Source organism: Pseudonocardia sp. D17 (assembly GCF_036984265.1).
GTDB classification, from domain to species: domain Bacteria; phylum Actinomycetota; class Actinomycetes; order Mycobacteriales; family Pseudonocardiaceae; genus Pseudonocardia; species Pseudonocardia benzenivorans.
This window is the reverse complement of the sequence record NZ_BPRG01000044.1, coordinates 76,363-103,065: the sequence shown is the minus strand read 5'-3', so window position 1 is coordinate 103,065 and position 26,703 is coordinate 76,363. Positions and strand designations below refer to the sequence as shown.

General features: G+C 73.7%; 25 protein-coding genes. 8 read left to right on the top strand and 17 right to left on the bottom strand.

The genetic code is table 11. The features are described from left to right. Positions 1-9 precede the first annotated feature (9 nt). On the bottom strand, positions 10-429 hold the full coding sequence (locus PSD17_RS08595) for an ester cyclase (RefSeq protein ID WP_339122333.1): 420 nt from the start codon (positions 427-429) through the stop codon (positions 10-12). Positions 430-516: 87 nt separating this feature from the next. Between PSD17_RS08595 and PSD17_RS08590 the strand changes: the two genes are divergently transcribed. Further along, positions 517-1,599 carry a LuxR C-terminal-related transcriptional regulator gene (locus tag PSD17_RS08590; protein WP_339122332.1) on the top strand — a complete coding sequence of 361 codons (1,083 nt, stop codon included), beginning with the start codon at positions 517-519 and terminating at the stop codon, positions 1,597-1,599. Between the two features lie 16 nt (positions 1,600-1,615). Here the strand turns inward: PSD17_RS08590 and PSD17_RS08585 are convergent, their stop codons facing one another. Beyond that, a complete protein-coding gene (locus tag PSD17_RS08585) occupies positions 1,616-3,013 on the bottom strand; it encodes an FAD-dependent oxidoreductase (protein WP_339122331.1) in 1,398 nt (465 codons plus the stop codon). Between the two features lie 27 nt (positions 3,014-3,040). Next, positions 3,041-5,071 carry an AAA family ATPase gene (locus tag PSD17_RS08580; RefSeq protein WP_063821965.1) on the bottom strand — a complete coding sequence of 677 codons (2,031 nt, stop codon included), beginning with the start codon at positions 5,069-5,071 and terminating at the stop codon, positions 3,041-3,043. Positions 5,072-5,295: 224 nt separating this feature from the next. Here PSD17_RS08580 and PSD17_RS08575 point away from each other — a divergent pair, with 224 nt between their 5' ends. Beyond that, a complete protein-coding gene (locus PSD17_RS08575; protein WP_013674739.1) occupies positions 5,296-6,984 on the top strand; it encodes an alpha/beta hydrolase in 1,689 nt (562 codons plus the stop codon). A gap of 7 nt (positions 6,985-6,991) precedes the next feature. Here PSD17_RS08575 and PSD17_RS08570 read toward each other — a convergent pair whose 3' ends face one another. Then, entirely contained in the window at positions 6,992-7,825 is an 834-nt protein-coding gene (locus tag PSD17_RS08570; RefSeq protein WP_339122330.1) for an LLM class flavin-dependent oxidoreductase, read from the bottom strand. A gap of 162 nt (positions 7,826-7,987) precedes the next feature. On the opposite strand from PSD17_RS08570, the gene PSD17_RS08565 reads away from it, so the two are divergent. Further along, positions 7,988-8,476, top strand: a complete 489-nt coding sequence (locus PSD17_RS08565) for a MarR family winged helix-turn-helix transcriptional regulator (RefSeq protein WP_013674741.1) — start codon at positions 7,988-7,990, stop codon at positions 8,474-8,476. A gap of 22 nt (positions 8,477-8,498) precedes the next feature. Here the strand turns inward: PSD17_RS08565 and PSD17_RS08560 are convergent, their stop codons facing one another. Beyond that, positions 8,499-9,059 carry a TetR/AcrR family transcriptional regulator gene (locus PSD17_RS08560; RefSeq protein ID WP_013674742.1) on the bottom strand — a complete coding sequence of 187 codons (561 nt, stop codon included), beginning with the start codon at positions 9,057-9,059 and terminating at the stop codon, positions 8,499-8,501. A 126-nt stretch (positions 9,060-9,185) separates the two neighbouring features. Here PSD17_RS08560 and PSD17_RS08555 point away from each other — a divergent pair, with 126 nt between their 5' ends. Further along, positions 9,186-10,832 carry an MDR family MFS transporter gene (locus tag PSD17_RS08555; RefSeq protein WP_339122329.1) on the top strand — a complete coding sequence of 549 codons (1,647 nt, stop codon included), beginning with the start codon at positions 9,186-9,188 and terminating at the stop codon, positions 10,830-10,832. Positions 10,833-10,895: 63 nt separating this feature from the next. Here the strand turns inward: PSD17_RS08555 and PSD17_RS08550 are convergent, their stop codons facing one another. The 9 genes from PSD17_RS08550 to PSD17_RS08510 form a co-directional block, all read right to left on the bottom strand. Continuing rightward, positions 10,896-11,111: a ferredoxin gene (locus PSD17_RS08550; RefSeq protein ID WP_339122328.1), complete on the bottom strand. Its 216-nt coding sequence runs from the start codon at positions 11,109-11,111 to the stop codon at positions 10,896-10,898. Then, positions 11,108-12,322 (bottom strand): cytochrome P450, encoded by a 1,215-nt coding sequence (locus tag PSD17_RS08545; protein WP_339122327.1) that lies wholly within the window; start codon positions 12,320-12,322, stop codon positions 11,108-11,110. The genes PSD17_RS08550 and PSD17_RS08545 overlap by 4 nt, the downstream gene beginning before the upstream one ends. Positions 12,323-12,441: 119 nt before the next feature. After that, the gene (locus PSD17_RS08540) at positions 12,442-13,977 is read right to left on the bottom strand and encodes an acyl-CoA synthetase (protein ID WP_339122326.1); all 1,536 of its coding nucleotides are present in this window, start codon (positions 13,975-13,977) and stop codon (positions 12,442-12,444) included. Between the two features lie 61 nt (positions 13,978-14,038). Next, complete coding sequence (locus PSD17_RS08535) at positions 14,039-15,361, bottom strand: MFS transporter (RefSeq protein ID WP_339122325.1); 1,323 nt, start codon at positions 15,359-15,361, stop codon at positions 14,039-14,041. Continuing rightward, complete coding sequence (locus PSD17_RS08530; RefSeq protein ID WP_339122324.1) at positions 15,358-16,077, bottom strand: enoyl-CoA hydratase/isomerase family protein; 720 nt, start codon at positions 16,075-16,077, stop codon at positions 15,358-15,360. The genes PSD17_RS08535 and PSD17_RS08530 overlap by 4 nt, the downstream gene beginning before the upstream one ends. Before the next feature lie 6 nt (positions 16,078-16,083). Beyond that, positions 16,084-17,391, bottom strand: coding sequence for an LLM class flavin-dependent oxidoreductase (locus PSD17_RS08525; RefSeq protein ID WP_339122323.1), 1,308 nt, complete (start codon positions 17,389-17,391; stop codon positions 16,084-16,086). 3 nt (positions 17,392-17,394) lie between these two features. Beyond that, positions 17,395-18,558 carry an LLM class flavin-dependent oxidoreductase gene (locus PSD17_RS08520; protein WP_103381293.1) on the bottom strand — a complete coding sequence of 388 codons (1,164 nt, stop codon included), beginning with the start codon at positions 18,556-18,558 and terminating at the stop codon, positions 17,395-17,397. After that, positions 18,555-19,229 (bottom strand): cyclase family protein, encoded by a 675-nt coding sequence (locus PSD17_RS08515; RefSeq protein WP_013674751.1) that lies wholly within the window; start codon positions 19,227-19,229, stop codon positions 18,555-18,557. Before PSD17_RS08515 ends, PSD17_RS08520 begins: the two co-directional genes overlap by 4 nt. Beyond that, positions 19,229-20,149 (bottom strand): dihydrodipicolinate synthase family protein, encoded by a 921-nt coding sequence (locus tag PSD17_RS08510; RefSeq protein WP_013674752.1) that lies wholly within the window; start codon positions 20,147-20,149, stop codon positions 19,229-19,231. The genes PSD17_RS08515 and PSD17_RS08510 overlap by 1 nt, the downstream gene beginning before the upstream one ends. 401 nt (positions 20,150-20,550) lie before the next feature. Between PSD17_RS08510 and PSD17_RS08505 the strand changes: the two genes are divergently transcribed. Then, a complete protein-coding gene (locus PSD17_RS08505) occupies positions 20,551-21,210 on the top strand; it encodes a GntR family transcriptional regulator (RefSeq protein WP_013674753.1) in 660 nt (219 codons plus the stop codon). 99 nt (positions 21,211-21,309) lie between these two features. After that, complete coding sequence (locus PSD17_RS08500) at positions 21,310-21,807, top strand: STAS domain-containing protein (protein ID WP_013674754.1); 498 nt, start codon at positions 21,310-21,312, stop codon at positions 21,805-21,807. A gap of 69 nt (positions 21,808-21,876) precedes the next feature. On the opposite strand, the gene PSD17_RS08495 is transcribed toward PSD17_RS08500, so the two are convergent. Both PSD17_RS08495 and PSD17_RS08490 read right to left on the bottom strand, forming a co-directional pair. Further along, positions 21,877-22,314 (bottom strand): STAS domain-containing protein, encoded by a 438-nt coding sequence (locus tag PSD17_RS08495; protein ID WP_013674755.1) that lies wholly within the window; start codon positions 22,312-22,314, stop codon positions 21,877-21,879. A gap of 226 nt (positions 22,315-22,540) precedes the next feature. After that, complete coding sequence (locus tag PSD17_RS08490) at positions 22,541-22,999, bottom strand: MarR family winged helix-turn-helix transcriptional regulator (RefSeq protein ID WP_339122322.1); 459 nt, start codon at positions 22,997-22,999, stop codon at positions 22,541-22,543. Between the two features lie 89 nt (positions 23,000-23,088). Here PSD17_RS08490 and PSD17_RS08485 point away from each other — a divergent pair, with 89 nt between their 5' ends. Both PSD17_RS08485 and PSD17_RS08480 read left to right on the top strand, forming a co-directional pair. Continuing rightward, positions 23,089-24,891 (top strand): ABC transporter ATP-binding protein, encoded by a 1,803-nt coding sequence (locus PSD17_RS08485; RefSeq protein WP_013674757.1) that lies wholly within the window; start codon positions 23,089-23,091, stop codon positions 24,889-24,891. Positions 24,892-24,943: 52 nt separating this feature from the next. Beyond that, entirely contained in the window at positions 24,944-26,023 is a 1,080-nt protein-coding gene (locus tag PSD17_RS08480; protein WP_339122321.1) for a DNA topoisomerase IB, read from the top strand. A 116-nt stretch (positions 26,024-26,139) separates the two neighbouring features. Here the strand turns inward: PSD17_RS08480 and PSD17_RS08475 are convergent, their stop codons facing one another. Then, positions 26,140-26,691: a type 1 glutamine amidotransferase domain-containing protein gene (locus PSD17_RS08475; protein ID WP_013674759.1), complete on the bottom strand. Its 552-nt coding sequence runs from the start codon at positions 26,689-26,691 to the stop codon at positions 26,140-26,142. Between the last annotated feature and the right edge of the window lie 12 nt (positions 26,692-26,703).

The following is a 26,703-nucleotide window of genomic DNA, read 5'->3' as shown; positions in this document are numbered from 1 at the left end:
AGGGGTCCGTCACGGGGTGAGCCCGAGCTGTCGACGCAGCCCGAGCTCGTCGAGCCGGCCCCAGCGTTCGACGATGAGGCCGCGCTCGACGCGGAACACGTTGATGCCGCGCAGCTCGACCGTCCGCCCCGTCGCCGCGACGCCCATCAGCTCGCCGCGGTGCGTGCCCCGCGCCGTGAACACCTCGGTGACGACGGACCCGTCGGTGACCAGCAGCTCCACGTCGCTGTGCCAGTCGGGGAACGCGGCCCGGAACATCGCCGCCGCGCGCCGCAGACCCTCGGCGCCGCTCGGGGCGTCCGGCACGGGTGGGTCGTGGTCGACGAAGCCGGGGGAGAGGTGCCGGTCGACCGCACTGAGGTCGCCGGCCGTGAACAGTGCCTGGATGAAGGTGTCGACGACGCTCGTCGTCGTTTCGGTGGTGGTCATGGCGCCCAGCGTCGGATCCCTCGGGGCCGGTGACCATCCCAGCACCGTGGGGTACCGCGGCGGCGTCGATGCGTCCACACTCGGCCGGTGCCGAACCGGCCTGACGTCGCACGGGCCGAGCGCGCGATCCGGCGTTGGAGCCGGGGCGGGCTCGACGCGGCGACGCTGCGCGACCGGGTGCTGCACGAGGTCCGCCGGGCGATGCCCGTCGACGCCGCGTTCTTCGCCACCGCCGACCCCGAGTCGTTGCTGTTCACCAGCGTGCACGCCGAGGACCCGCTCGCAGCGGTGAGCGCGGCGTTCGTCGCGAACGAGTTCGGTGCGGGTGACGTCAACCGCTTCTCGACGCTGGCGCGGGCTCGCGCACACGTCCGCACCCTCGACACGGCGACCCGCGGCGACCGGGCGGCCAGCGCGCGCTACCGCGAGATCATGGCCCCGCTCGGGCTGGGCGACGAGCTGCGCCTCGCCCTCGTCGAGGGCGACCGCTGCTGGGGCTACCTGTGCCTGCACCGCGAGGACGGGCCGCTCGGCTTCACCCCGGCCGAGGCGGCGGTCCTCGCCAGGGTCGGTTCGCACGTCGCGCACGGGCTACGGCAGGCCGTGCTCCTGCACCGGCGGCCCGCCGATGCGGGGACGCCCCGGCCGGGGGTCGTCCTGCTCGACGACGCGCTCGACCACGTCGCGAGCACCCCGGAGGCGGAGCAGCTGCTCCCGCTGCTGCCCGCCGACCGGCCGCGGCGGTCGCCGGTACCCACCGCCGTGCGAGCGGTCGCCGCCGCGCTCCTGGCGGCCGAACGGCCGGGTCCGGCGACCGGCGAGCCCCCGCCGCCGAGCGCCCGGGTCCCGTCGGCCGCCGGCGGCTGGCTCGACGTGCACGCCTCCCGTCTCGGACCGCCCGGCGCCGAGCGGATCGCCGTCGTCGTCGAGGCCGCCGGGCCCGCGACGACGTTCGGCGTCCTGTGCGCCGCCCACGGCCTGAGCCCCCGGGAGCACGAGGTGACGCGGCTCGTCGTGCACGGGATGTCGACGCGGGAGATCACCGCGGCGCTGCACATCTCGGCACACACCGTGCAGGACCACCTCAAGTCGGTCTTCGACAAGGTGGGGGTGCGCAGCCGCCGCGACCTGACGGTCCTGCTGCTGTCGGGCACCGTCCGAGGGCACTGACCGCGGCGGGCCGACGTCAGACCCGCGTCCCGGCGACCGTCGCCACCAGTTCCTCGCGGGTCGGACCACCGACCCGCCGCGGCGGTCCGGCGTGTTCGAGCACCCGGCCCGTCACGGCGGCGTCGGAGAACACCTCGCCGGGCGTCGCGAGCATGCCGCCGATCATGGTGTGGACCCGGGCCAGTTCGGGGTCGACGGCGGCGCCCGCGGCGAGCGCCGTCGACACGGCCCACCCGCGGTCGTCCGTGCGGTAGGGCATGCCGGCGATCTCCGCCTCGATCTCGGCGAGCCGGTGGCGGTCGAACACGAGCGTCGAGTCCAGGTAGGGCGTCAGCGTCGTCGCGGTCGCGTCCGCGAAGGCACGGACGAGAGTGTCGGCGTCGTCGGTGCCGTGCGCGGCGAGGACGTCGCGCAGCAGCTGCGCGTGCACCGCCCCCATCGACGCACCGCGACCCAGCGACGGGTTCGTGCACGCCCACGCGTCGCCGACCGCGACCAGGCCGGTGACGACCGGCGTGCCGTCGACGACGTACTCCTGGTGGCGGTCCTCGATCCCGGCCATCACGTCGACGCCGGTGACCGGCTCGCCGTCCAGCCACGGTGCGGTCGCGTCGAAGAGCCGGATCGCCGCGTCCCAGCACGCGGGGTCGCGCAGGCCGCGCAGCTCCCGGTCCCGAGCGCTCGCCGTGATCGCGACGCCGTGCACGCCGTTGTCGGCGGGCAGGGTCAGGACGGAGACGGAGTCGTGGTGGGTCAGGGCGGCGTCGAGCCCGGTGGGGGTCACACCGGAGGCGGCCCGGAAGTGCCGGGCGTAGTAGACGAAACCCAGGTCGGCCCGCTCCCGCGCGGGTGGCCGCCCGCCGAGCGCGCCGACCCAGCCCGCGACCGGGGAGCGGCGGCCGAGCGCGTCGACGACGACGTCCGACGCCAGCTCCCGGCCGCCCGCGCGCACACCGGTGACGTGCGGGACGGCCCCGGACGCGTCGGCCAGCAACGCGTCGACGGCGACGCCGCGCAGGATCCGGATGCCGCCTGCGCGCTCGGCGATCGCCGCGACGGCCGCCTCGACGACCGGGCGCCTGCCGGTCACGACGTCGAACCGCTCGTCGCCCTCGCGCCGGCCGCCGGTCGCGGCCGGGGGGCGCAGGTGCAGCAGGTTCGTCCGCACGCCGCCGGCCGCGACGAGGGCGTCGAGCACCTCGGGCAGCTCGGCGGCCATCACGGCACGCCAGCGCGGCAGCATGATGTGCAGCAGCCGGAACTGCGCCACGCCGCGGCGTTGCCACGCGAGGGGATCGGCCGGTGGCGGAGCGGGATCCCGTTCGAGGACCGTGACGTCGTGCCCGTCACGGGCGAGCAGGAGGGCGGTGGTGAGGCCGGTCAGTCCGGCCCCGAGGACGGTGACTGTGCTCATGGCCGGCACGGTCCACCGTGAGGGTGCTCACTCTCCAGCTCGGATCCTGTCCGGTTCATGCCCGTCTGTGCCCGGCCCGCCGTTGACCTCGCGGGCCCAGAGCAGGTCGGCGAGCCGCTCGGTCGCGCGGGCGAGATGGCGCCGGTAGGTGCTGAAGGGCAGGCCGAGCACCTCGGCGGCGGCCTCCTGGCTCGGCGCCCCGTGCAGGTAGGTGCGGTCGAGGACGCGGAGCAGCACGTCGCCGCGGGGCTCGGCGGCGAGCCCGTCGAGGGTCTGCACGATCACCTGCCGGACGTCCGGTCCGAGCGCGGTCGTCGCCAGCGGGCATCCCGCGAGCCGGTCGGGCCGGGACAGGTCACGCAGCGCGGCGCGCACCGCGGCGTCGAAGGCGTCGCGGCCCATCGGCGCGGGCCGCAGCAGCTCCGGTGGCGGGGGCCCGGTCTCGCCCGTCAGCTCGCGGCGGCCGGTCATGTCGAGGAACGCCTCCAGGGACAGCCGGGCGCGGTCCCAGGCGAACGCCGTCACCTCGCCCCCGCCGGGCACCGGCACCCGCGCCAGCACGGAGAACCCCAGGTAGTCGAAGAACGGCCGCCAGTAGGCCTCGTCGACGGGGGTCACGACCGACCAGCCCACCGGCCGAGACAGCCACTCGACCGATGCCGAGACGGAGGCGGTCAGCACCGCGACCGGGCTGCGCTGTGACCCGGCGAGGTCGCCGACGAAACGGCACACCCCGATCCGTTCGCCCGGCCGCAGCGCGCGGCGCCGGGACACGGCCTCCAGCACGGCGGGTACGACCGGGTCGGGCCCGGTGTCGGTCGTCGCGTCGACGAGGACGTGTAGCGCAACCGCCTCGACTCCTGAGTCCGACCGCGCGACGTGCGCCCCGGCCGGCTGGGTGGTGAGCCAGTGCCGGCAGGCGGGCTCCGCGTGCAGGCCCTCCGAGGCGGCCGCGACCGCGCACATCCGCTCGTGGTCCCCTGGGGTCGCCGCGGACACCGCCGGTGCCCCGCCGTCGCGCAGCACCGACAGCTCGGCCTCCGCCGGGCTGCGCCGGTGCAGCAGGATCAGCTCGGTGGCGTCGCGGTAGCGGGTCACCGAGCCGGGCGCCACCAACCGCGTGACGGTGTGCATCCGGATCGTGCGGTGCAGCTCGGCGTAGGCGTCGGGGCTGCGCTGGGCGAACTCGGCGTCGAACACGTCGCGGACCAGGTCGTGCAGCCGCAGGCCCTGCGAGGTCGTCGCGGTGTACGGGCGCATCGCGAGCCAGCGCCACACCTGCGACGCGCGGTCGCCGACGGTGGCCGCGAGCAGGTCCTGGGTCGTGCGGAACGAGTGCGCGCACGTCGCCAGCCCGATCCGGTGGTGCTCGTCGGGGACGTCGTCGACCAGGACGCGGCACAGATCCGCGACCAGTCCCGGACGGTCGCCCAGTGCCGCGGGAGCCGGTCCGTCGGAGCCGGCCTCGGCGAGGAGCACCAGCGCGAGCGGGTGGCCACGGCCGAGCGCGGCCAGCCGCTCGCGGTCGGGTCCGGCGACGCCGAGCCCGCGGAGCAGGGCCTCGCTCTCGGCGGCGTCGAGCCTGGGCAGCGGGTGGGCGTCCAGCAACAGGCGCCAACCCGGGTCGGCCGCCCAGTCGGGTGCGGGCGGCTCGCGACCGGCCAGCACGGTGACCGAGCTCGCCGGCAACGACGGCAGCAGCCGCGTCCGGAACCAGCGGTCCAGCGGGGTGAGCAGCTCGTAGCCGTCCACGAGCAGCACCGGTCCCGGCTCCCGGCCGTCCGCGGTCGCGGCGGCCACCGGATCGGCCACCGCGGGCAGCGACCCGCCGATGTCGCGCCCGTCGAGCACGACGGTCTCGCGCCCCGCGGCCCGGGCGCGCCTGCGCATCTCGTCGAGCAACGTGGACTTCCCGATCCCGCCGGGACCGTGGACGAACAGCACCCGGGTGACGTCGACCCCCTGGAGCGCGCGCTCGAACGCCGCGAGCTCCCCGGCACGGCCGACGAACCCGCGACGGCGGGCGTCGTCGAGCGCGGCGGCGAGGGTCGTTCCCATGGCGGCTCCCGGGATCGGGCCCCGATGGTAGGGGCCGCCCGCGTCCGTGGACACCACCCGGACGACGCGGGCACCACCCCCACGACATGGGCGCGCCCGCAGGGGGTCCGTGCGGGACCGGTCGGAGTAGGCCCGTCGGGGGTACTGCGCGGCGTGCAACATCGTTACGGTTCGTGGATGACCCGTCGTGGTGTCGAGCATGCCGGACCGCCGCGGCGGCGGATGTGACCCTCACCCGCGAGGTGCCGCCCGAGGACCGGACCGAGCCCGTCGACGAGGCGGTCCCGCCCGTGCGGCGGTGGTACGCGCCGAGCCTGCCGGGGCTCTGGGGCGGGCTGATCCTGGCCTGCCTGACGTTCACCCCCTCGCTGTTGCCCCGCAGCGGGGTGCTGCAGGGCGCGGTCGCGGGCATCGGCGCGATCCTCGGCTACGGGCTCGGCGTGCTCGTCGCGCTCGTGTGGCGGGCGTTCGCCGGCCGTGGACCCCGGCGTGCCCGGGGCCGGTCGCTCGCGGTCTTCGGGATCGTCGCGGTGCTGCTCGTCGTCGCGTCGGTCCTCGCCGGGCGGTACTGGCAGGGCGAGCTGCGGACCCTGATGGGTGCCCCCGCGCAGTCGTGGGGCGACACGCTGCTCGCGGTGCCGGTCGCCCTCGTCGCGTTCGTCGTGCTGTTCGCGCTGTGCCGTGCCCTGTTCCTGCTCGGCCGCGGGCTGGGCCGGCTGCTCTCGCGCTGGATGGGCAGGCGCGGCGCCCGGGCACTCGGCGGACTCGTCGTCGCCGCCGTCGTGGTGTACCTGGTGAGCGGACTGGCGCTCGACGGGCTGTTCGCCGCCACCGACCGGGCCTTCGCCGCCGCCAACGACGAGACCCCCGCCGGGGTGAGCCGGCCCACGTCGGACCTGCGTTCGGGCGGACCCGAGTCGCTGATCGGCTGGGACACGCTCGGCCGGGAGGGGCGCATCTTCGTCGCGGGTGGGCCATCGGGCGCCGACATCGCCCGGTTCACCGGCACGCGTGCCGCGGAGCCGATCCGGATCTACGCGGGAGTGGACTCCGCGGACACCGCGGAGGACCGCGCGGCGCTCGCCGTCGCCGACCTGGAACGGGCGGGCGGGTTCGACCGGGCGCGGCTGCTCGTGGCGACGACGACCGGGCAGGGCTGGCTCGACGCCGGCACGATGTCGTCGTTCGAGTACGTCGCGGGCGGCGACAGCGCGATCGTCGCCCTGCAGTACTCGTTCGTCCCGTCCGGCTTCTCGTACCTTGTCGACGCCTCACGTGCGCAGGCCGCGGGCCGGGCCCTGTTCGACGCCGTCTACGGGAAGTGGGCCTCGCTGCCCGTCGACCACCGCCCGCAGCTCTACGTCTTCGGCGAGAGCCTCGGGTCGTTCGGCGGCGAGGCGGCGTTCAGCGGCGAGTCCGACCTGCGCAACCGCACGTCGGGCGCGCTGTTCGTCGGCCCGCCGAACTTCAACGCACTGCACACCGAGTTCCGCGACGGCCGCGACCCGGGCAGCCGTGAGGTCGAACCCGTGTACCGCAACGGCCGGACGGTCCGGTTCAGCACCGACATCGACGCCGGCGCTCCGCCGGTCGGCGCGCCGTGGGACGGGTCTCGGACGCTGATCCTGCAGCACCCGTCGGACCCGATCACGTGGTGGAGTCCGCGGCTGCTGTTCAGCCGGCCCGACTGGCTCGCCGAGCCGCGCGGCCGCGACGTCCTGCCGGCGATGACGTGGCTGCCCGTCGTCACGTTCTGGCAGGTCACGCTGGACATGCCCGCGGCCGCCGACGTCCCGGAGGGACACGGGCACCGCTACACCCGCGAGTCCGTCGACGCCTGGGCCACGCTGTTGCGCCCACCCGACTGGACCCCGCAGAAGGCCGACCAGCTGCGCGCGATCATCTCCCCGTGAGTGAGCGTCAGCGGTCGCGCAGCAGCTCCACGACCGGGGCGAACTGCTCGACGAACTGTGCGTTGACGCTGATGTAGGACGTGCCGATCCGCTCCCGGCGGCGCTGCAGCTCGTCGGCCATCTCCTGCGGGGTGCCGCGCAGCATGGTGAGCGCGTCGGCGGCGATGAGCTCGTCGGCGTCGACGCCCATGAACTGCTTGGTCCACGGGGGCACGTCGTCGCCGATGACGAAGATGTTCATGGCCAGCTCGATGGCGTCGGCCCGGTCGCCGGCCTTGGCGCGCAGGTCCTCGGCCATCGCGGCCATGTCGTCGGTGTTCGCGAGCGGGCCGGCGGCGAGTGTGACGATGTCGGCCTTCTCGGCGGCCAGCGTGCGGGACTTCGGCCCGCCCGCGGCGACGAGCACGGGGGTCCGCAGGTCCCCGGGTCCGTCGGCCTGCTCGAGCTCGCGGACGCGGTCGATCGTCGCGCCGACCTGCGCGAGCCGCTCCGCGGCGGTGCCGTAGGGCATCCCGAGCCGTTCGGCGGACTGCTTCGCCGCCGGGATCCCGGTGCCGATCCCGAGCTCGAAGCGGCCGCCGGTCAGCACGGTCATCGAGTGTGCGTCCCAGGCCGCGGCCATGGGGGTGCGCAGCGGCGAGGCCAGCACGAACGTCGCCACCCGGATGTCGGCGACCGACGCCGCCACCGCCAGTGACGGGAACGGGGCGAGCAGCTGCAGCCCGTCGGGCATCAGCAGCGTCGAGTAGCCGAGCTCGGCGATGCGACGGGCGGTGGCGCGCCAGGCGTCGCCGTCCTGCGGCGTGGCGACGACGCCGAAACGAAAGGTGTGGTCGGTCATCGGACGGCCCTTCCGGAAGACGGGCAGCGGGATCGCTGCGACGACGAGAACAGCAGACCGAGGGGCGCGGGAACGACGCCCCCGCTTCTTCCCCAGGTCAAATCATTACAAGCTAGAACGATTCTCTCGGGCGAATCATTTGTCAAGTGATACGGTGCCCGCATGAACACCGCCGTGGAGGCCGTCGTGCCGCCGCCCGGGCCCGGACCGGGATCGGCCTTCCTGCTCGCGCAGATCGGCGCGCACGCGGCGGGCAGGTTCGCCGAGCGGATCGGCGCGCTCGACCTCACGCCCCCGCAGACGGGGCTGCTGCGTGCCGTCGCGGCGGCGCCGGGGCAGTCGCAGCAGGCGCTGGCCTCGGTGCTGGGCACGCCGCCGAGCCGGCTCGTCGCGCTCGTCGACCAGCTCGACGAGCGCGGGCTGGTCGAGCGCAGACGCAACCCGGCCGACCGCAGGCTGCACGCGCTGTACCTGACGTCGGCGGGGGAGGAGCTGTTGCGGCGCATCGCCGACGTCGGCCGCGAGCACGACGACGCGATCTGCGCGGCTCTCGACGACGGCGAGCGCGCGACGCTGCGGGCGCTGCTCGCGCGGATCGCCGACGAGCAGGGTCTGACGCCGGGCGTGCATCCCGGCTACCGGCACGTCTGACCGCACCGGGGAGCGGGGCGGATCAGGTGCGGGCGAGCTCCAGCGCGACCTCGAGCGCCGCGGTCCGGCGCTCCTCGTCGGAGACCGGCAGGCTCTCCTGGTCCATGAAGGCCCCGAGGTGCAGGGCGATCACCGCGAGCCGCATGCGCAGCTGCTCGGCGGCCGACGCGTCGGGCGCGGTGACGGCGCGGCCCATCGCGAAGAAGCGGGTCTTCATGTCCTTCGCCGCCGCGACGTCGCGCAGCGACGACTGGCCTTCCTGCATCAACCGCGCGACCTGCGCGGCCGACGGCCCGGTCAGCAGGTCCTGGTAGCGGCGCAGCACCTCGGCGCGTGTCTCGGGTCCCGGGCCCTTCTCGTGCGCCCACTCCACGATCTCGTCGACGCCGGCGAGGAAGTCGTCGAACAGGGCGCCGACGATCTCCTCCTTGGTCTTGTAGTGGTAGTAGACGGCGGCCTTGGAGATGCCCAGCCGTTCGGCGATCTCACGCAGGGACGTGCCGTCGTACCCGCGCTCGGCGAACAGCTCGAGTGCCACCTCACGGATCTGCGCACGGGTGTCCGTGCGCCGCGCGTCCGTCACCGCTGACCTCCTGGTTGGTGATGCCCACCATCTTACTTGCCGACCGGCTAGTGAGAGCGTACCTTACCTCTCAGAGCTTACTAGCCGGTCGGCAAGTAAGGGTGATCTCGGGGAAGGACGCCAGTCATGGAAGAGGGGACTCGGGCCGCGGTCGCCGTCCCGGGCGAGGCCGTCGCGCAGCGGGCCGGCAGGCACCGCGCCGAGGTCGCCCACACGCGGGCCGCGGGGGAGCAACTGCCGCCCGCGCAGGCCGACGGCGGTGAGCCCGCCCCGCGCAGCAGGCGCGAGATCTACACGGTCCTGTCCGGCCTGATGATCGCGATGCTGCTCGCGATGCTGGACAACATGATCGTCGGTACCGCGATGCCGACGATCGTCGGTGAGCTCGGTGGGCTCGCCCACCTGTCGTGGGTGGTCACCGCCTACGCGTTGGCGACGGCCGTCGCGACACCGGTGTGGGCCAAGCTCGGCGACCTCTTCGGCCGCAAGGGCGTCTTCATGATCTCGATCCTGGTGTTCCTCGCCGGGTCCGCGCTGTCGGGCCTGTCGCAGAACATGGGCGAGCTGATCGCGTTCCGCGGCATCCAGGGCCTGGGTGCGGGCGGCCTGATGGTCGGGGCGATGGCCATCATCGGCGACCTCGTCCCGCCGCGTGAACGGGGTCGCTACCAGGGCATGATGGCCGCGGTCATGCCGATCGCGTTCGTCGGCGGCCCGCTGCTGGGCGGGTTCCTCACCGACAACCTGAGCTGGCGCTGGGCCTTCTACATCAACATCCCGCTCGGCGTCGTCGCGCTGATCGTCATCTGGTTCACGATGAAGCTGCCGGGCCGCCGTGCGCAGGTCTCGATCGACTGGGCCGGCGCGGGCCTGCTGGCCGTCGCCGTCTCGGCGCTGACGCTGCTGACCAGCTGGGGCGGCACCGAGTACGCGTGGGGCTCGTGGCAGATCATCGGCCTGGCCGTGCTGACCGTCGGCGCCGCCGCGTGGTTCGTCCGCGTCGAACGCCGGGTGGCCGAGCCGATCCTGCCGCTGGCGCTGTTCCGGGCGCCGAACTTCACCCCGGCCGTCGCGCTGACGTTCCTCACCGGCTTCGCGATGTTCGGCGCGGTGACGTTCCTGCCGCAGTACCAGCAGATCGTCCAGGGCGCGTCGGCGACGAGCAGCGGGCTGCTGCTGCTGCCGCTGATGGCGGGCATGCTCGTCACGTCGCTGGCCGGTGGGCAGTTCGTCACCCGGACCGGGCGCTACCGGATCCTGCTGATCGTGGGGGCGTTCGCCATGGCCGCCGGTCTGGGCGTGCTGTCGCTGATGACCGTCGACACGACGTTGCTGACCAGCGCGCTGTTCATGGTCGTCCTCGGCGTGGGCATGGGCTTCCTGATGCAGACGACGATGCTGGTGGTCCAGAACAGCGTCGAGCGCAAGGACATCGGCGCGGCCAGCGGGGCCGCGACCCTGTTCCGGACCATCGGCGGTTCGCTCGGCGTCTCGCTGCTGGGCACGCTCTACGCCCAGCACCTGCAGTCCTCGCTCACCGGCAGCCTCGGCGCCGCCGCGGGTGCCCAGGTCAGTGGCGGCCAGCTCACCCCGGCCATGCTGGGGTCGCTGCCGGCGCCGGTGCAGGAGGCGTTCCGCGCGGCCGTCACCTCGGGTGTCACGACGGCCTTCCTGTGGGCCGCGGGCGTCGCGCTGGTCGCGATCGTCGCGGCGTTCGTGATCCGCGAGGTCACCCTGCGGGGCAGCGCCCCCGCACCGACCCCGACGCACTGACCCACCGGCGTACCGCACGAACGGCACAGTCGCGCAACTCGGTTGCGCGACTGTGCCGTTCGTTCACCCGGCTGCGATGCGCAGGGCGCCGGACGGGCAGCCCGCGACGGCCCGGCGTACGGCGGTGCTGTCGGGCGGGTCCTCGACCAGCAGCGTGACCAGGCCGTCGACGTCCTGGTCGAAGACGTCGTCGGCCGACATCACGCACATCCCGGCGCCGATGCACGTGTCGCGGTCGGCGACGACGTGCACCTGCCCGTCCTGCTCAGCCGCGCTCACCAGGTCACCTCCATCCTGGCCATGCCGTAGACCACGTGGAACGACCGGAACGCCGCAGCGCCCGGCACCTCGGCCAGCGTCGGGAAGCGACGCAGCAGCGCCGGGAACGCGATCCGCATCTCCATGCGCGCCAGCGGGGCACCGAGACAGTGGTGGATGCCGTGGCCGAACGCGAGGTGCCCGATGGCGCCGCGGGTGACGTCGAGCCGCTCGGGGTCGTCGATGGAGGCCGGGTCCCGGTTGGCGGCGGGCAGGGCGCACATCACGGTGTCGCCCTTGGGGATCGCGACGCCGCCGATCTCGGTGTCGACCGTCGTCGTCTTCATCGTCCCGCTGTGCACGATGGAGAGCCAGCGCAGCAGCTCCTCGACGGCGGGCTCGACCGCGGCGGGGTCGTCGCGCACGATCGCGAGCTGGTCGGGATGGCGCAGCAGCGCGAGCGTGCCCAGGCCCAGCATGTTCGACGTCGTCTCGTGCCCGGCGACCAGCAGCAGGCTCGCGATGCCGGCCAGCTCGTCGAACGACAGGTCGTCGCCGTGCTCGCGCACCAGCATCCCGAGCAGGTCCTCGCCCGGGTCGGCCTGCGCGCGGGTCACGAGCGTCGCCATGTACTCGCGCGACTCCAACCCGACGCGGCGCCGCTCGGCCATCGGCAGCGACATGTCGAGCAGCAGCCCGGTGCGTCGCTGGAAGGCGTCGCGGTCGGCGTAGGGCACCCCGAGCAGCTCGCAGATCACCAGCGACGGCACCGGCAGCGCGAAGTCGGCGACCAGGTCCGACGGCGGGCCCTTGGCGGCCATGACGTCGAGGTGCTCGTCGACGATCTCGCGGATCCGGGGTTCGAGCCTGCGCATCCGCCGGATCGTGAACTCTGGGGTGAGCATCCGGCGCAGGCGGGTGTGCTCGGGCGGGTCGAACGCGAGGAGGTTGCCGGCCCGCATCCGGGCCCGCTCCTCGTCGGACAGGTCGTCCATCATCGCCGTGCGCGCCAGGCCGAGGGTGTTGCTGAAGGTGGTGGCGTCGGACAGCACCGTCCGGACGTCCTCGTGGCGGGTGACGGCCCAGACGTCGATGCCGAACGCGGTGCGGACCCGCGCGACCCGCGGACCGTCGCGCAGCGCGGCGAGCTCCGGGACGGGTTCGAACTCGTTGCGGCGCATGTAGACGGGCAGCTCGATGGCTGCACGGGTGCGGGTGTCGCTCTGACTCATCGATGTTCCCCCGACGTCGACGGCAGTTCACGCGGCAGCGCGCACTTTTTTGACACTCACTGCCACATACCCAGCATGGCACGCGCGCACCGGCGGTGCAGCCGGCTTCGCCGGGGAGGTCAGCGGGCGTAGCGGGCGCGCAGGACGTGTTTGCGGAGTTTGCCCGTCTCGGTGCGGGGGAGCTCGTCCACGAAGTCGACGGTGCGCGGCACCTTGCGCCGCGACAGCCGCTCACCCAGGAAGTCCTGCAGCTCCGTGGCCAGCGCAGGCCCCGGCGTCGCCCCGGGCGCGGCCCGGACCACGGCCGTCACGCGTTCGCCCAGGTCCTCGTCGGGCACCCCGATGACGGCGACGTCGAGCACCGCGGGGTGCAGGGCCAGCGCGTCCTCGATCTCCTGCGGGTAGACGTTCACCCCGCCGGAGATGATCGTGAACGCCCGCCGGTCGGTGAGGTAGAGGTAGCCGTCGGCGTCGACGTGGCCGATGTCGCCGTTGGTGCCCCAGTTGGGGTGCGTGGGGTGCTGCGCCTCGACGGTCTTCGTGGCGTCCTTGTGGTAGGCGAACGGCAGGACGTCGCGCTCGAAGTACACGAGCCCGGTCGCGCCGGCCGGCACCTCGGCACCCGACTCGTCGCACACGCGCAGCACACCGAGCCGCGACCGGCCGACCGAGCCGGGGTGCGCGAGCCACTCGTGCGAGTCGATCATCGTGACGCCGAGGGCCTCGGTGGAGCCGTAGTACTCGTGCAGCACCGGGCCCCACCAGTCGATCATGCGCCGCTTGACCTCCACCGGGCACGGTGCGGCGGCGTGCACGGCGACACGCAGCGAGGAGATGTCGTACCGGGCACGGACGTCGTCGGGCAGCTTGAGCATGCGCACGAACATCGTCGGCACCCACTGGCTGTGCGTGGCCCGGAACCGCTCGATCGCGGCCAGCGAGGCCTCCGCGTCGAACCGCGGCATGACGACGACCGTCCCGCCGACGGACAGGACCATCGCGGCGAAGCGCAGCGGCGCCGCGTGGTACAGCGGCGCGGGGGAGAGGTAGACGGTGTCGGCGTCGAACCCGTAGACGGGCCCGAACACCGCCAGCAGCGGGTCGGGACCGTCGTCGATGCCCTTGTCGGACAACGGTGGCTTGACGCCCTTGGGGCGGCCCGTGGTCCCGGAGCTGTAGAGCATGTCCTTGCCGCGCGGCGGGTTCCCCGGCACGGGCTCGGCGGAGGCGGCCGCGAGCGCGGCCTCGTAGTCGTCGTGGCCGGCGACCGCCCCGCCGAAGGCGAGCCGCAGCCGCACCCGCGGCGTCGCGTCGACGATCGCGGTGGCCGTGGCGGCCTGCGCGGCCGAGGTGATGACCGCGGCGGCGTCGCAGTCGTCGACGATGTAGGCCGCCTCGCCGGGCTGCAGGTGGTGGTCGACGGCGGTGACGTAGAGGCCGCTGCGCACGGCGGCCCAGTAGACCTCGATGCAGCGCGGGTCGTTCTCGGCCAGCACGACGACGTCGTCACCCGGGCGCAGGCCCGCGTCGTACAGGACGCGGGCCAGCCGCAGCGAGCGCTCGTCGAGCCGGCGGTAGGTGAGCGTCTCGCCCGTGTCGGACATGACGACGGCGGGCTTGTCGGGGGTGCGAGCGGCGATCCGACCGGGGTGCAACGGGCGCTCTCCTGTTCCGTGAGTGGCGATAGTCGTTATAGCGACCATCGCCACTCACGGGTCACTCCGGGAGCGGCTTCCCCTTGGTCTCGGGGCCGGCCAGCAGCGAGAACACCAGGCCGAGGACGTAGATCGAGCCGATGACGAGCGCGGCCGTCGCGATCCCGCCGAGGCCGCCGACGATCGCGCCGGCCAGCAGCGCACCGGCCGCGGCGAACACCCGGCTGACGTTGAACACGACGGTGATCGCGCTGCCGCGCAGGCTCGTCGGGAACAGCTCGCCCGGGTACGTGGCCATCCAGCCCATCTGGCCGAGGGTGAAGAACCCGTTGACGGCGACGACGAACGTCAGCAACCCGATCGAGGAGTAGTGGATCCCGAACAGCACCCAGGTCATGACGAGCGCGCCCGCGAAGTAGGACCACAGTGCCCAGCGTCGGCCTATCGTGTCGGCCAGGACGCCCCAGGCCAGCCAGCCCAGCACACCACCCGCGTTGTAGGCGACGACGATCAGCGTCGTCGTCGTCGGCGCCGCGCCGGCGGCCTTGACGACGGCACCCGCGTACTGCGGCACCCACGTCGACACCGCCCACCAGCCGACGAGGCTCGCCGTGGAGCAGGCCAGCAGCTTGAGCATCCGCGACCGGCTGACGGGTTCGTTGAACAGCCGGCGGAGCGTGAAGACGGTGAGGGCGCGCTCGTGCTCGTCGAGCGTCTCGCCCTGGGCCGCACGGGCCGAGGCGGCGCGCCTGCGGGCGTCGGCGTCCTCCCACAGGGGCGACTCGCCCACCCGGCGGCGCACGAACAGCACGACCAGCGCAGGCAGCGCGCCGATGGCCAGCAGCCAGCGCCAGGTGCCGGGGTCGGTCGGGCCGAGCAGCCAGAACACGCCGGTGGCGACGAGGAAGCCGACGCCGAACGCGCACTGCAGCAGCGCGATGCCGCGCCCGCGGCTGCGGTCGGCCCAGGTCTCGGCGACCAGCGCGCTGCCGGGGCCCCACTCCGCGCCCATGCCCAGGCCCGCGATGATCCGCAGGACGAGGAAGATCGCGAAGTTCGGCGACAGCGCGGCGAGGCCCGTCGCGATCGCGTAGGTGAGGATCGAGACCATCAGCACCTTGCGACGGCCGAAGTAGTCGATCAGCACGCCCGACGCGAGCCCGCCGATCGCCCACGCGATGAGCTGGACGGCGAGGATCGTGCCGAAGTAGATGGGGGAGGCGCCCTTGCCCACCAGGTCGGCCACGACCAGGCTGCCGACGAGGACGATCGCGTAGGTCTCGAACCCGTCGAGCATCCAGCCGAGCCACGCCGAGGCGAAGTTCGCGCGCCGGGTCTTCGCGGCCGGCTGCGCGCCGGTGCGGACAGCCGCCTGCGTGCTCACGAGTTCCCCCGCTCGATCCAGGCGACGAGCCGCTCGACCGCGTACTCGCCGAAGTCCTTGGCCGGGCGCTGGTCGGTGGACTTCGCCTCCGCCGCGAACTCCTTGAGCAGCCGCAGGGCCGACGCGTCGCGGCCGGCCAGCTCGGCGACGGTCCGTTCGACGGTCGTGTCCAGGTCCCCCTCGGCGACGACGCGGCTGACCAGGCCGAGCCGCAGCGCCTCGGCCGCGCCCACCTTGCGCGAGGTGAGCACGAGGTCGTCGGCGGCCTTCGGGGTGACGTGGCGGTAGAGGTAGGTGAGCACGACCAGCGGCGGCAGACCGGCCGCCAGCTCGTCGAAGCCGAGGATCGCGGTGTCGGCGGCGATCGCGATGTCGGAGTGCAGCGCGAGCCCCGTGCCGAACCCGAACGCGCGCCCGCGCACCGCGGTCACGCTGATGCCGGGGAAGCCGCCGAGCAGCTCGTTGGCGTGCAGGATGAGCCGCAGGTTGTCGGCGCGGCTCACGCCGGCGACGCGCTCACCCTTGTCGCGGCCGAGCGTGAGGTCGGCGCCCGCGCCCGAGACGACGAGCACGGTCGCGCCGCTCGCGTGGGCGCGCTCCAGGCCGGCGATGAAGGCCTGCATCGTCGCGTAGGTGATCGTGTTGGCGTGGTCGGGTCGGTTGAAGGTCACGCGCGCGACACCGTCGGCGTCGTCGTAGAGCACGGGATCGGGCATCGGGGGTCAGCTCCGGTTCGGGAGGGGAGGGAGGCCGAGATTCGTGCGCAGGGTGGACCCCGCGTACTCGTGTTGGAACAGACATCGCTTGCGCAGCAACGGAACGACGTGCTCGACGACGTCCTCCAGCCCCGACGGGAACGCGTCGATCATGAGGTTGAAGCCGTCGACCGCGCCTGCCTCGACCCAGGTCTCGATCGTGTCGGCGATCTCCTCCGGCGTGCCCACCACCTGTTGGTGGCCGCCGCCGTTGGCGTAGAGCAGCTCGCGGACGGTGAGCTTCTTGCGGGTCGCGAGCTCGACGGCGGCGTCGCGGAAGCCGTGCGAGCCGCGGAAGCCCTCGTTGGCCCGGATCAGATCCACGGGCAGGGGCTCGTCGAGCTCCAGCGCCTCGACCGGGACGCCCACCCGCAGGGCGAGCTTCTCCAGCTCCGGACCCACGCCCCGCAGCTCGTCGAGCTTCTCCTTGCGCGCCCGCGCCTCGTCGGTGGTGCTGCCGACGACGGGCAGCAGCCCGGGGACGATCTTCACCGCGTCGGCGCTGCGGCCGTACCCGACGGCGCGGCGGCGCACGTCGGTCCGGAACGCGGTCGCGGCCTCGATGGTGTTCTGCGCGGTGAACACGACGTCGGCGTACTGCGCGGCGAGGTCGCGCCCGCCCTCGGAGGCCCCGGCCTGGAAGATCACCGGCCGGCCCTGGCGCGAGCGCGGCAGGGTCGAGGGGCCGCGGACGGAGAAGTGCTCACCGACGTGGTCGAGGGTGCGCACCCGCGCCGCGTCGACGAACACGCCGGACGCCTTGTCGCCCACGGTGGCGTCGTCCTCCCAGCTCTCCCACAGCCCGATCACCACGTCGAGGAACTCGCGGGCGCGCGCGTAGCGCTGGTCGTGCGCGGGCAGCGGCGTGCCGCCGAAGTTGCCGGCGACGGCCGGGACGAACGTCGTCACGGCGTTCCAGCCGGCCCGGCCACGGCTCATGTGGTCGAGGCTCGCGAAGCGCCGCGCCAGGTTGAAGGGCTCGTTGAACGTCGTCGACGAGGTGCCGACGAGCCCGATCCGCTCGGTGTGAGCGGCCATCACGGCCAGCGTCACCGCGGGGTCGAGGGCCCCGAGGTTGGGCCGGGCGAAGCGCTCCTCGCTGACGTCGAGCGTGTCGGCGAGGAAGATCGCGTGCAGCGCGCCGGCCTCCGCGGTCCGCGCGATGTGCGCGTAGTAGTCCGGGTCCACGTAGTCGAACGCGTCGCCGTCGCGGTAGCGCCAGGCGCCGTGGTGCATGCCCAGGCCCATGACGGTGGCAGTGAGGATGATCTCCACTGCTCAGCCCCGGAGACCCTTGGCCTTGAGCAGCGGGACGACGGCCTCGTTGAAGAAGGCCAGCTCCGGCTCGTAGTCGTAGAAGCCCAGCTGGACACCGTCGAACCCGGCCGCGTGCAGCCGCTCGAGCGCCTCGGCGACGCGCTCCGGGCCGCCGGTGATCTGCAGGTGCCCGCCGAGCGCGCGGTCGGCGAGCACGTGCTTGGGCCAGGCCTGCGCGTCGCCGGTGGTGTGCCGGGCGTGGTAGTTCACCAGGGACCCGGTGTCGGCGTGGGCGACGATCTCGTCGCGGTAGGCGAAGGCCTCCTCGTCGGTCTCGCGGCAGATGACCAGCGGGAAGATGATGACCTTGACCTCGCGGCCGTGCTTGCGGGCGGCGTTCTTGATCTGCGCGACGTGCTCGGGCATCGCGTCGATCGCACCGTCGAAGTCGGCCCCCGCGGGGCTCGCGGTGAACACGATGTCGACGTGGCGGCCCGCGAAGTCGTAGCCGGCCGGAGAGCCGCTGGCGGCCACCAGGATCGGCCGACCGTACTTCGGCCGCGGCGACACGTACGCGTCGCGCAGGGAGTAGAACTCGCCGTCGTAGGTGAGGTTCTCGCGGCCGTTCCACAGGTCCTCGAGGATCGAGGTGAACTCGTCGGCCATGTCGTAGCGCCGGTCGTGGTCGATGCGGTCCATGCCGAACATCGGCGGCTCGCCCGTCGCGTAGCCGGTGACGATGTTGAGCCCGTAGCGTCCGGCGGCGATGTGGTCGGCCGTCGCGGCGAACCGCGCCAGGTGCATCGGGTGCCAGTTGCCGTAGAGCACGTGGACCGTCGAGATCGACAGGATGTTCGTCGTCACCGTCGACAGCGCGATGGTCGAGATGAACGGGTCCAGGAAGTTCTCCCGGTAGTGCATCTCGCCGCCGAAGCCGCCCTTGCCGACCCACTGCTGCAGGCCGAACACGAACTCGAAGCCGGACGCCTCGGCGAGCTGGGTGAGGTGCCGGTTGTACTCGAAGTCCCACCGCGTGGCGCGCGGCAGCGTCGACTGCGAGAACGCGCCGGTCTGCAGCGGCAGGAACAGGCCCAGCATCAACGGCTGGCGGGCGGCCCGCGACAGCGGGCTGTCCGGGAAGTCGAGCGGGCCGGGAACAGGGTCGAGCGGGCGGGCGTCGGTCATCGTGTTTCTCCGTCGGGGAGATCGGTGTCGACGACGACCCGGGCGGGCCCGGCGTCGCCGCCGCGGATCGCGAGCGGGTACGCGTGCACGTGTACCCGCCGTCCGCCGAGACCCTCGAGGTCGGTGAGGTTCTCGGCGATGAGCACCTCGGCGCCGAGCAGCGTGCGGTGCACGGGATAGTCGAAGCCCTCGCCGCGGCGGTGCACCGGCAGGTCGGGCGTGATCATGTCGACGCCGACGAACGGCACCCCCTGCTCGACGCACCAGGCGGCGAGGTCGGGGGACAGGCTGGGGTGGTCGGCGTAGTCCGGGGACAGGAACCTCTCGCTCCACCCCGTCGCGACCAGCAGGAACTCACCGCGTCGCGGCGCCGGGCCACCGGCCAGGACGTCGTCGACGGTGATCTCCTCGCCCGGCTTGCGGTCCACCTTCGCGACGACGCCCGTCCCGGCGAACCGCTCGATCGGCAGCTCGTCGATCGTCTTCGCGCCGTCCACCGCGTGCGCCGGGGCGTCGATGTGCGTGCCGACGTGCAGCGCGAGGGTGATCGCGCTGATGTTGAGCGGGGCGCCGTCGGCGATCCGGGCGACCTGGTGGCGCTCGACCTCGGGCAGGATCGGGATCTTGGGCATCCCGGGCCAGAGCTGGTGGGAGACGTCGACGAGTGCCATCAGGCGTCCGCACCGGCGAAGTGGTCGACCAGGTCCCACTTCGCGAGGAACTCCCGCATCTCGGCGCGGGCGGTGTCGTCGAGTCCCGACCAGGGCCACAGCGGCTCGCCCAGCTCGCAGCCCATCAGACCGGCCGCGGCCTTGACCGCGGGCAGGAAGCCCAGCCCGGTCCAGCGGCCGGGGAACTCGGAGAAGAACAGCTGCAGCCGCGCGGCCTCCGTGATGTCGCCCGCCTCGAACGCCTCGATGAGCCGCGCCGCGATCGGCAGGCCGGGCGTCGGCAGCATGGCACCGGCCCCGCCGAGGACGAGCGTCGAGAGCAGCAGCTCCATGTTCGTGTAGACCTGCGCGTTGCCCTGGATGCGGTTGACCAGGCCGAGCAGCTTCTGCTCGTCGCGGGAGGTCTCCTTGATCGCGACGACGTTCGGGTGGCTGCAGATGCGGGCCATCGTGTCGACGGACAGGTCGACGCCCAGCCGTGGGTTGTTGTAGAGCAGCACCGGGATCGGGCTCTCGTCGGCCAGCGTGGCGAACCAGCGGTGCGCCTCGTCGGGGGTGGGCGCCGCACCCCACGGCTTCGGGCTGGCGACGGCCGCGGCGACGGACGCGCCCCGGTCGGCGATGGCCCCGGCGAGGGCGATCGACTCCTTGAGCGACGCGCTGGACACCCCGGCGAGCACGGGGACGTCGGCTGGCAGCCCCTCGCGGGCGGCGTCGACCAGGGCCAGCCGGGCGGCCTTGGTCAGCACCTGGAACTCCTGGCTCTCGACCGCGCCGACGGTCACCGCGACCGGGCGGGCGGCGGCCAGCGCGTCGATCTGCGCACCGAAGCGTGCCTTGTCGACACGCACGGAGCTGCCGACGAAGGGGGTCAGCGCGGCCACGACCGGTCCACGGCGCAGCACGACGTCAGCCGTCATGAGGGGTACCTCTCTGCTGGATCTCCGTGCCGGAGGCGGTCACGGACGGTGGCATCGCGTATCGATGCGGGGCCCGGCGCCGACGGCGCGGGCGGCGGCGATCAGCCGCGGACGAGACCGGGACGACAGCTACGGCAACCGCGGTCGCCACGGGTGTCGCGGGGCCGGGACAGCACGCTGCGCTGGGAGACGTGAACCGTGCTCACGAAACCTCCTCGCCCGTCGTCGGTCGGTCGAAACCGACAGTAAGTGAGGACCGGGCCATGTGCAAGACGCGTGTCGACACGTGTCTACACGCGTCTACGTAATGGACGTGCGAGCTGGATTGTGCGGACACGTCCCGTACTCTGTGGCCGTCGATGTCGGGTCGGGCCGCACGGTCCGGCTGGTGAGGGGGACCCGTGGCCGCACCCGTGCAGGCAGCCAACGCCGGCGAGTCGCAGTACCTCGTGCTGCGCGACGAGATCGTCGGTGGCGCCCTGCCGCCCGGGACGACGCTGCTGGAGACCGTGCTCGCCACCCGGCTCGGCGTGGGGCGCGCCCCGGTGCGCGAGGCGATCCTGCGGCTGGAGTGCGACGGGCTCGTCGTTCGCGGCCAGCGAGGACCGCAGGTCCGGACGCTGACCGCGCCGGAGGTCGTCGAGATCTACCAGGCCCGCATCGCGCTGGAGGCCGAGGCCGCCGCGTCCGCCGCCGCGCACCGGTCGGCGCTCGATCTGGCCCGGCTGCGCCACGTCCACGAGGAGGCCGGCGCCGCGACCGACCCCGACCAGATGCGCGCGCTGCACGGGCGCTGGCACGCGGTCCTGCGGCAGGCCTGCCACAACCCGACGATCACCGGCATCCTCGAACGCCTCGCGCTGCAGCTCGCCCTCTACGACAGCGTCGACATGTCGCGCAACCCGAACCTCGAGTCGACCGACGACGAGCACGCCGAGGTCCTCGACGCCATCGCCGAGGGCGACCAGGACCGGGCCCGCACCGTCCTGCGGGCCCACCTCGAGCGCACCCGCGACGTCCGGATCGCCGCGCTCGTCCGGGAGGAGAGCTCGACGGGCTGAGCGGCGGTCGCGCCGGGCGGGCGAAGGTTTGGGATTCGCCCGGAACGGTGATCACCCGTCCGGGCCGGTGGCCGGACCGGCAGACGGGAGATGCACGCGATGACCTCCGACGGCACGATCCTGGTCGCGGTCGAGAAGCCCGAGCCCGACGTGGTCGTCGTCCGGGTGGCGGGCACGCTCGACCGCACCACGTCCACCCGGCTGCTGCGGGTCGTCGAGATGCAGGTCCACGTGCCGGGGCTGATCCGTCGGGTGCGGCCGCGCCGCGTCCTCGTCGACCTCGCGTCGGTGAGCCGGGTCGACGCGCACGGCCTGTGCGCGCTGCGTCGTGCCGAGTCGCTCGCGCGGCGCGGCGGGGTCCGGCTGCAGGTCACCGGGCTCGCCGACCGGCGTGACGTGCTGCCCGGCGAGGTCGTCGAGGTGCTCGACGCCCTCGACGCCTGCGCCTCGTTGGAGGACGCCCTCGCCGCCGCCCTTCCGGTGGGCTCGCTGCGGGAGGTGGGGATCGTGGTCGCCGGGAGCGGGGTGCCCGCGGGCGACGTCGGCCGGGCCGTCGCGGCCGAGGAACCGGATCCGGAGCTGGCCCCGGCCTCGTGACGTTCGCGCCGCGCTCGGTGGGCTCGCCCGCGGGTTCGTCGGGCGGGGCGTGGGCCGGGGTCGGTGTCCTCAGCCGTCGGTGTCCTCGGCGACGCCCTCGGGGGCGCCGTCGAGGGAGCTGACGAGGTCGAGGGTGGCGTCGACCTCGGTGAGCGTGAGCGGCCGCATCACGACGTGGTCGCTGCGGTCCACCACGACCCGCACGTGCCGGCCGCGGGCAACGGCGAGCTGGTGCACCCGGATCAGCGCGCTGATCCCACGGGAGCCGAGGAACGTCACGCCCCGCAGGTCGACGACGACGTCGGCGCCGGCGTCGAGGACCTCCGTCGCGGTGCTGACCAGCGCCGACGCCTCCGGGGCGTCGACGTCACCGACCAGCCGCAGGCCCTGAACCGACGCCGACACCTCGGCCCGGAACAGCGCTCCGGAGCGGGCGCCGTGGTCGGGTACGTCGATCCAGTGCAGTCCGTCGCCGTCGGCGAGCGGAGCGGGGGAGACGGGCGGCACGGGGGTCCTTTCGGCTGCTCCGGGCGGGGCCGCTGGGGTCGGCGCGGGCCGGAGGCGGACGTGAAGCGGTCGTCGCGGGTACCCGGAAGCACATTGCTCGACCGCCGGACGCCCGCTCACGATATCCGCGTCCGCGTCCCGGTGCGCGCGGCGCAACGCCGAATCCGCCGGTCGGAGGCCCGCCGCACCCTCGAACAGGCGCGCCTCTCGAACAGGCGCGCCTCGGTCAGTCGCGTAGGGAGCCGAGGATCCGGGCGAGCTCGGCGCGGTCGCCCGCGTCCAGGCCGCGGAAGAACTCCTCCGCCTCGGCGGCGCGGGCGGCGCGGATGCCGTCGGCGACCTCGCGTCCGCGCGCCGTGACCCGGACCAGCGTGGCGCGCCGGTCGGCGGGGTCCGGGGCGCGTTCGACGAGGCCGCGCTCCTCGAGGTCGTCGACGACCTCGGTGGCCGACCGCGGTGCGATCCGCAGCTGCTCGGACAGCGCGCCCGGCCGCATGTCGCCGTTGCGGGCCAGCACTCCGAGCGCGCGTGACTGCCCGGGTGTGACGTCCCAGGGTGCGAGCGCGTCCTTGGAGAGGCGGCGCAGCCGCCGGGCGACGGCCCAGAACGTCTCGGCCAGCGAGTCGTCGCCGGGCTCCTCGGCGGTGACGGGGCGGGGCCCGGCGGTCGGACGGTCACCGGTCACGGGAACAAACTACCAGCAGGTCGTGTTGCAGCCTCATGTTGAGGTAACCTCAGCAAGTCTACCGAGAGGGGACCGGCTTGGATCCCACCATGAGCGGCGTCACCGTCGCCGCGGACCGCCCGCGCCGCGGCGGTCGTACCGTCACCGCCGCCGAGAAGGAGCAGGCCCGGCGGGTCTCGCTGCGCCGCATCGGTCGGCTGTTCGCCCCGTACCGGACCCAGCTCGTGATCGTCACGGCGATCATCGTCGCGTCCTCGGTCGTCGGAATGGCCTCGCCGTTCCTGCTGCGGGCCGTCATCGACCGCGCGCTCCCCGAGCGCGACGTCGCGCTCCTCGTCGCGCTGGCCGCGGGGATGGTCGCCGTGGCCGCGCTGACCTCGGCGTTCGGCGTCGTCCAGACCTGGATCAGCACCAAGATCGGCCAGCAGGTCATGCACCGGCTGCGCACCGACGTCTTCGCCCACCTGCAGCGGCAGTCCATCGCCTTCTTCACGCGCACCCGCACGGGCGAGGTGCAGTCGCGCATCACCAACGACATCGGCGGGATGCAGTCGGTCGTCACCTCGACCGCCACGTCCATCGCCGCCAACCTCACCACCGCCGTGGCGACGATCGTCGCGATGGCCGCGCTGTCCTGGCAGCTCCTGCTCGTCTCGCTGGTGGTCATGCCGCCCGCGATCTACCTGACCCGACGCGTCGCACGGATGCGCCGCGCGATCACCGCCGAGCAGCAGCGCGAGCTCGCCGACCTCAACGTCACCGTCGAGGAGGGCCTGTCGATCAGCGGCGTCCAGCTCACCAAGACGATGGGCAGCGGCCCCGCACTCGTCGCGCGGTTCACCGAGTCCTCCGCGCGGCTCACCGATCTCGAGCTGCGCAGCCAGCTCGCCGGGCGCTGGCGGATGGCGTCGATGAGCGTCATCTTCGCGGCGATCCCGGCGGTCATCTACGTCGGAGCCGGTCTGCCGGTCACCGCGGGCACGATGACCATCGGCACGCTGATCGCGTTCACGACGCTGCAGGGCTCGCTGTTCCGCCCGCTCACCGGTCTGCTCAACGTCGGCGTCTCGATCGTGAGCTCGCTCGCGCTGTTCGCCCGCATCTTCGAGTACCTCGACCTGACCGTCGAGGTCGACGACCCGGCCGAGCCCGTCGACGTCGACCCGGCGCAGGTCGCGGGCCACGTCCGGTTCTCCGACGTCACCTACGCCTACCCCGGCAGCGACTCCGCGGCCGTCGCCGGCGTCACGCTCGACGTCCCGGCGGGCTCGACGCTCGCGCTCGTCGGCGAGACGGGCTCGGGGAAGAGCACCCTCGCGGGCCTCGTCGCCCGGCTGCAGGACCCGACCGGCGGGCGGATCACGATCGACGGCATCGACCTGCGCGACATGCGGCTGGCCGACCTCGCCCGGATCGTCGGCATGGTCAGCCAGGAGACCTACCTGCTGCACACGACCGTCCGGGAGAACCTGCGGCACGCCAAGCCCGACGCGACCGACGCCGAGATCGAGGCCGCCGCGCGCGCGGCCCAGGTCCACGACCTGATCGCGGGCCTGCCCGACGGGTACGACACCGTCGTCGGGTCCCGCGGCCACCGGTTCTCCGGCGGGGAGAAGCAGCGCATCGCGATCGCCCGGACGTTGCTGCGCGACCCGCGGGTGCTCGTCCTCGACGAGGCGACCAGCGCGCTCGACACCGAGACCGAGCGGGCCGTGCAGCAGGCCTTCGACACCCTGTCGCGCGGCCGCACCACCATCACCATCGCCCACCGGCTCTCGACGGTGCGCGGCGCCGACCGGATCGCCGTCGTCGACCAGGGCCGCATCGTCGAGTCCGGGACGCACGACGAGCTCGTGGCCCGCAACGGGCGCTACGCGGCGCTGGCGACGTGACCGGCCGCCGGGCGGACGGCATGCGGGGTCGTCGATCCGGGTACCGGCCATCGTGCACGACGACGACCTCCCGCCCGGACTGACCCGTTCGGACCCGTCGGGTCCGGGCTGGACCCGGCAGCGGCGCGGGAAGGGCTGGAGCTACTCCGACGACCGCGGCCGGGTGATCACCGACCCGCTGGTCCGCAGCCGGATCGGGCAGCTGGCGATCCCGCCGGCGTGGCGCGAGGTCTGGATCGCGCCCGACGAGAGCGGGCACATCCAGGCCGTCGGCACCGACGACGCCGGCCGCCGCCAGTACCTGTACCACCCCGCATGGCGGGAGGCGCGCGACCGGGAGAAGCACGACCGCGCCCTGCTGCTCGGGACGCGGATGCCGCGGGTGCGGGCCGAGATCGCGGCGCGGCTGACGGAGTCCGGGCTGGGGGCACGCCGGGTCCTCGCCGCGGGCCTGCGGATGCTCGACCTCGGGGTCTTCCGCGCGGGCGGCGAGCAGTACGCCCCGGACAACCCGGACGACGACGGCACGTTCGGCCTCGCCACCCTGCTGCGCGACCACGTCAGCCTGAATCGCGGTGCCGTCCTCGTCGACTACCCGGCCAAGGGCGGGGTGCAGCGGTCGGTGCGGCTCGCGGACCCGGAGCTGCACAGGGTGGTCGGGTCGCTGCGCCGCCGGCGCGGTGGGGGGCCGGAGCTGCTGGCGTTCCGCAACGGCTCCGGCCGGTCGCGGGGCGACTGGCACGACGTCACGACGGCCGACCTCAACGCCGCGGTCAAGGAGCTCGCCGGCGCCGAGATGACCTGCAAGGACCTGCGGACCTGGAACGCGACGGTGCTCGCCGCCGTGGACCTCGCCGCCCGCAGCCGCGACGGCGTCCCCGACGCGCAGCGGGCCCGCACCCGCGAGGTGCGGCGCACGATGGAGGCGGTGTCGGACCACCTCGGCAACACCCCGGCCGTGGCCCGGGCATCCTATGTGGATCCGCGGGTCGTGGAGCGCTACGAGGACGGCCGCACGATCCTGCGGGCACTGCGCCGGGTCGGGGACGTCACCTCGGAGGCGGGGTCGGTCGACGCCCGCTCACGCGACATCCTCGACCGGGCCGTCGTCCGGCTCATCAGGAAGGGCTGACCCGGCAGGGCTGACCCGGCAGGCCGACCCGGAAGCCGACCCGGAACGGCCGACAGCGGTCGTGAGCGGCGATGGTCGCCGCAGCGTCGCCAGCGACCATCGCCACTCACGGGGCGTCAGCCGCGGGCCGCCGCGAACTCCTGCACGATCCGGTCGCAGAAGGCCGGCAGGTCGTCGGGGTTGCGGCTGGTGGTCAGCCTGCCGTCGGTGACGACCTCCTCGTCGACGGTCGTGCCGCCGGCGTTGCGGATGTCGGTGCGCAGGCTGGGGAACGACGTCAGCGTCCGGCCCTTGACCAGGTCGGCCTCCACGAGCGTCCACGGCGCGTGGCAGATCGCGGCGACGGGGCGGTCGGCGGCGAACGTCTCCCGGACGAAGGCGAGGACGTCCTCGTCGAGCCGCAGCCGGTCGGCGTTGACCGTCCCGCCCGGCATGATCAGCGCGTCGTAGTCCGACGCCGAGACCTCCGACGCGACGCGGTCGACCGGGAACTTCCCGGCCGGTTCGATGTCGCCGTTCATCGCCTGGATGTCGCCGTCGGCGAGCGAGACCAGCTCGGTCGTCGCCCCGGCGCTCTCCACCGCCTTCCGCGGCTCGGTGAGCTCGACCTCCTCGACACCGTCGGTCGCGAGGATGGCGATGCGCAGTCCGTCCAGAGTTCCGCTCATGGCAGCGGACGT

Bases quoted from the DNA above. Each gene is read 5' to 3' on its own strand.
- PSD17_RS08595 (WP_339122333.1), bottom strand. From the start codon at position 429: ATGACCACCACCGAAACGACGACGAGCGTCGTCGACACCTTCATCCAG.
- PSD17_RS08585 (WP_339122331.1), bottom strand. From the start codon at position 3,013: ATGAGCACAGTCACCGTCCTCGGGGCCGGACTGACCGGCCTCACCACC.
- PSD17_RS08580 (WP_063821965.1), bottom strand. From the start codon at position 5,071: ATGGGAACGACCCTCGCCGCCGCGCTCGACGACGCCCGCCGTCGCGGG.
- PSD17_RS08570 (WP_339122330.1), bottom strand. From the start codon at position 7,825: ATGACCGACCACACCTTTCGTTTCGGCGTCGTCGCCACGCCGCAGGAC.
- PSD17_RS08565 (WP_013674741.1), top strand. From the start codon at position 7,988: ATGAACACCGCCGTGGAGGCCGTCGTGCCGCCGCCCGGGCCCGGACCG.
- PSD17_RS08555 (WP_339122329.1), top strand. From the start codon at position 9,186: ATGGAAGAGGGGACTCGGGCCGCGGTCGCCGTCCCGGGCGAGGCCGTC.
- PSD17_RS08545 (WP_339122327.1), bottom strand. From the start codon at position 12,322: ATGAGTCAGAGCGACACCCGCACCCGTGCAGCCATCGAGCTGCCCGTC.
- PSD17_RS08530 (WP_339122324.1), bottom strand. From the start codon at position 16,077: ATGCCCGATCCCGTGCTCTACGACGACGCCGACGGTGTCGCGCGCGTG.
- PSD17_RS08520 (WP_103381293.1), bottom strand. From the start codon at position 18,558: ATGACCGACGCCCGCCCGCTCGACCCTGTTCCCGGCCCGCTCGACTTC.
- PSD17_RS08515 (WP_013674751.1), bottom strand. From the start codon at position 19,229: ATGGCACTCGTCGACGTCTCCCACCAGCTCTGGCCCGGGATGCCCAAG.
- PSD17_RS08510 (WP_013674752.1), bottom strand. From the start codon at position 20,149: ATGACGGCTGACGTCGTGCTGCGCCGTGGACCGGTCGTGGCCGCGCTG.
- PSD17_RS08500 (WP_013674754.1), top strand. From the start codon at position 21,310: ATGACCTCCGACGGCACGATCCTGGTCGCGGTCGAGAAGCCCGAGCCC.
- PSD17_RS08485 (WP_013674757.1), top strand. From the start codon at position 23,089: ATGAGCGGCGTCACCGTCGCCGCGGACCGCCCGCGCCGCGGCGGTCGT.
- PSD17_RS08475 (WP_013674759.1), bottom strand. From the start codon at position 26,691: ATGAGCGGAACTCTGGACGGACTGCGCATCGCCATCCTCGCGACCGAC.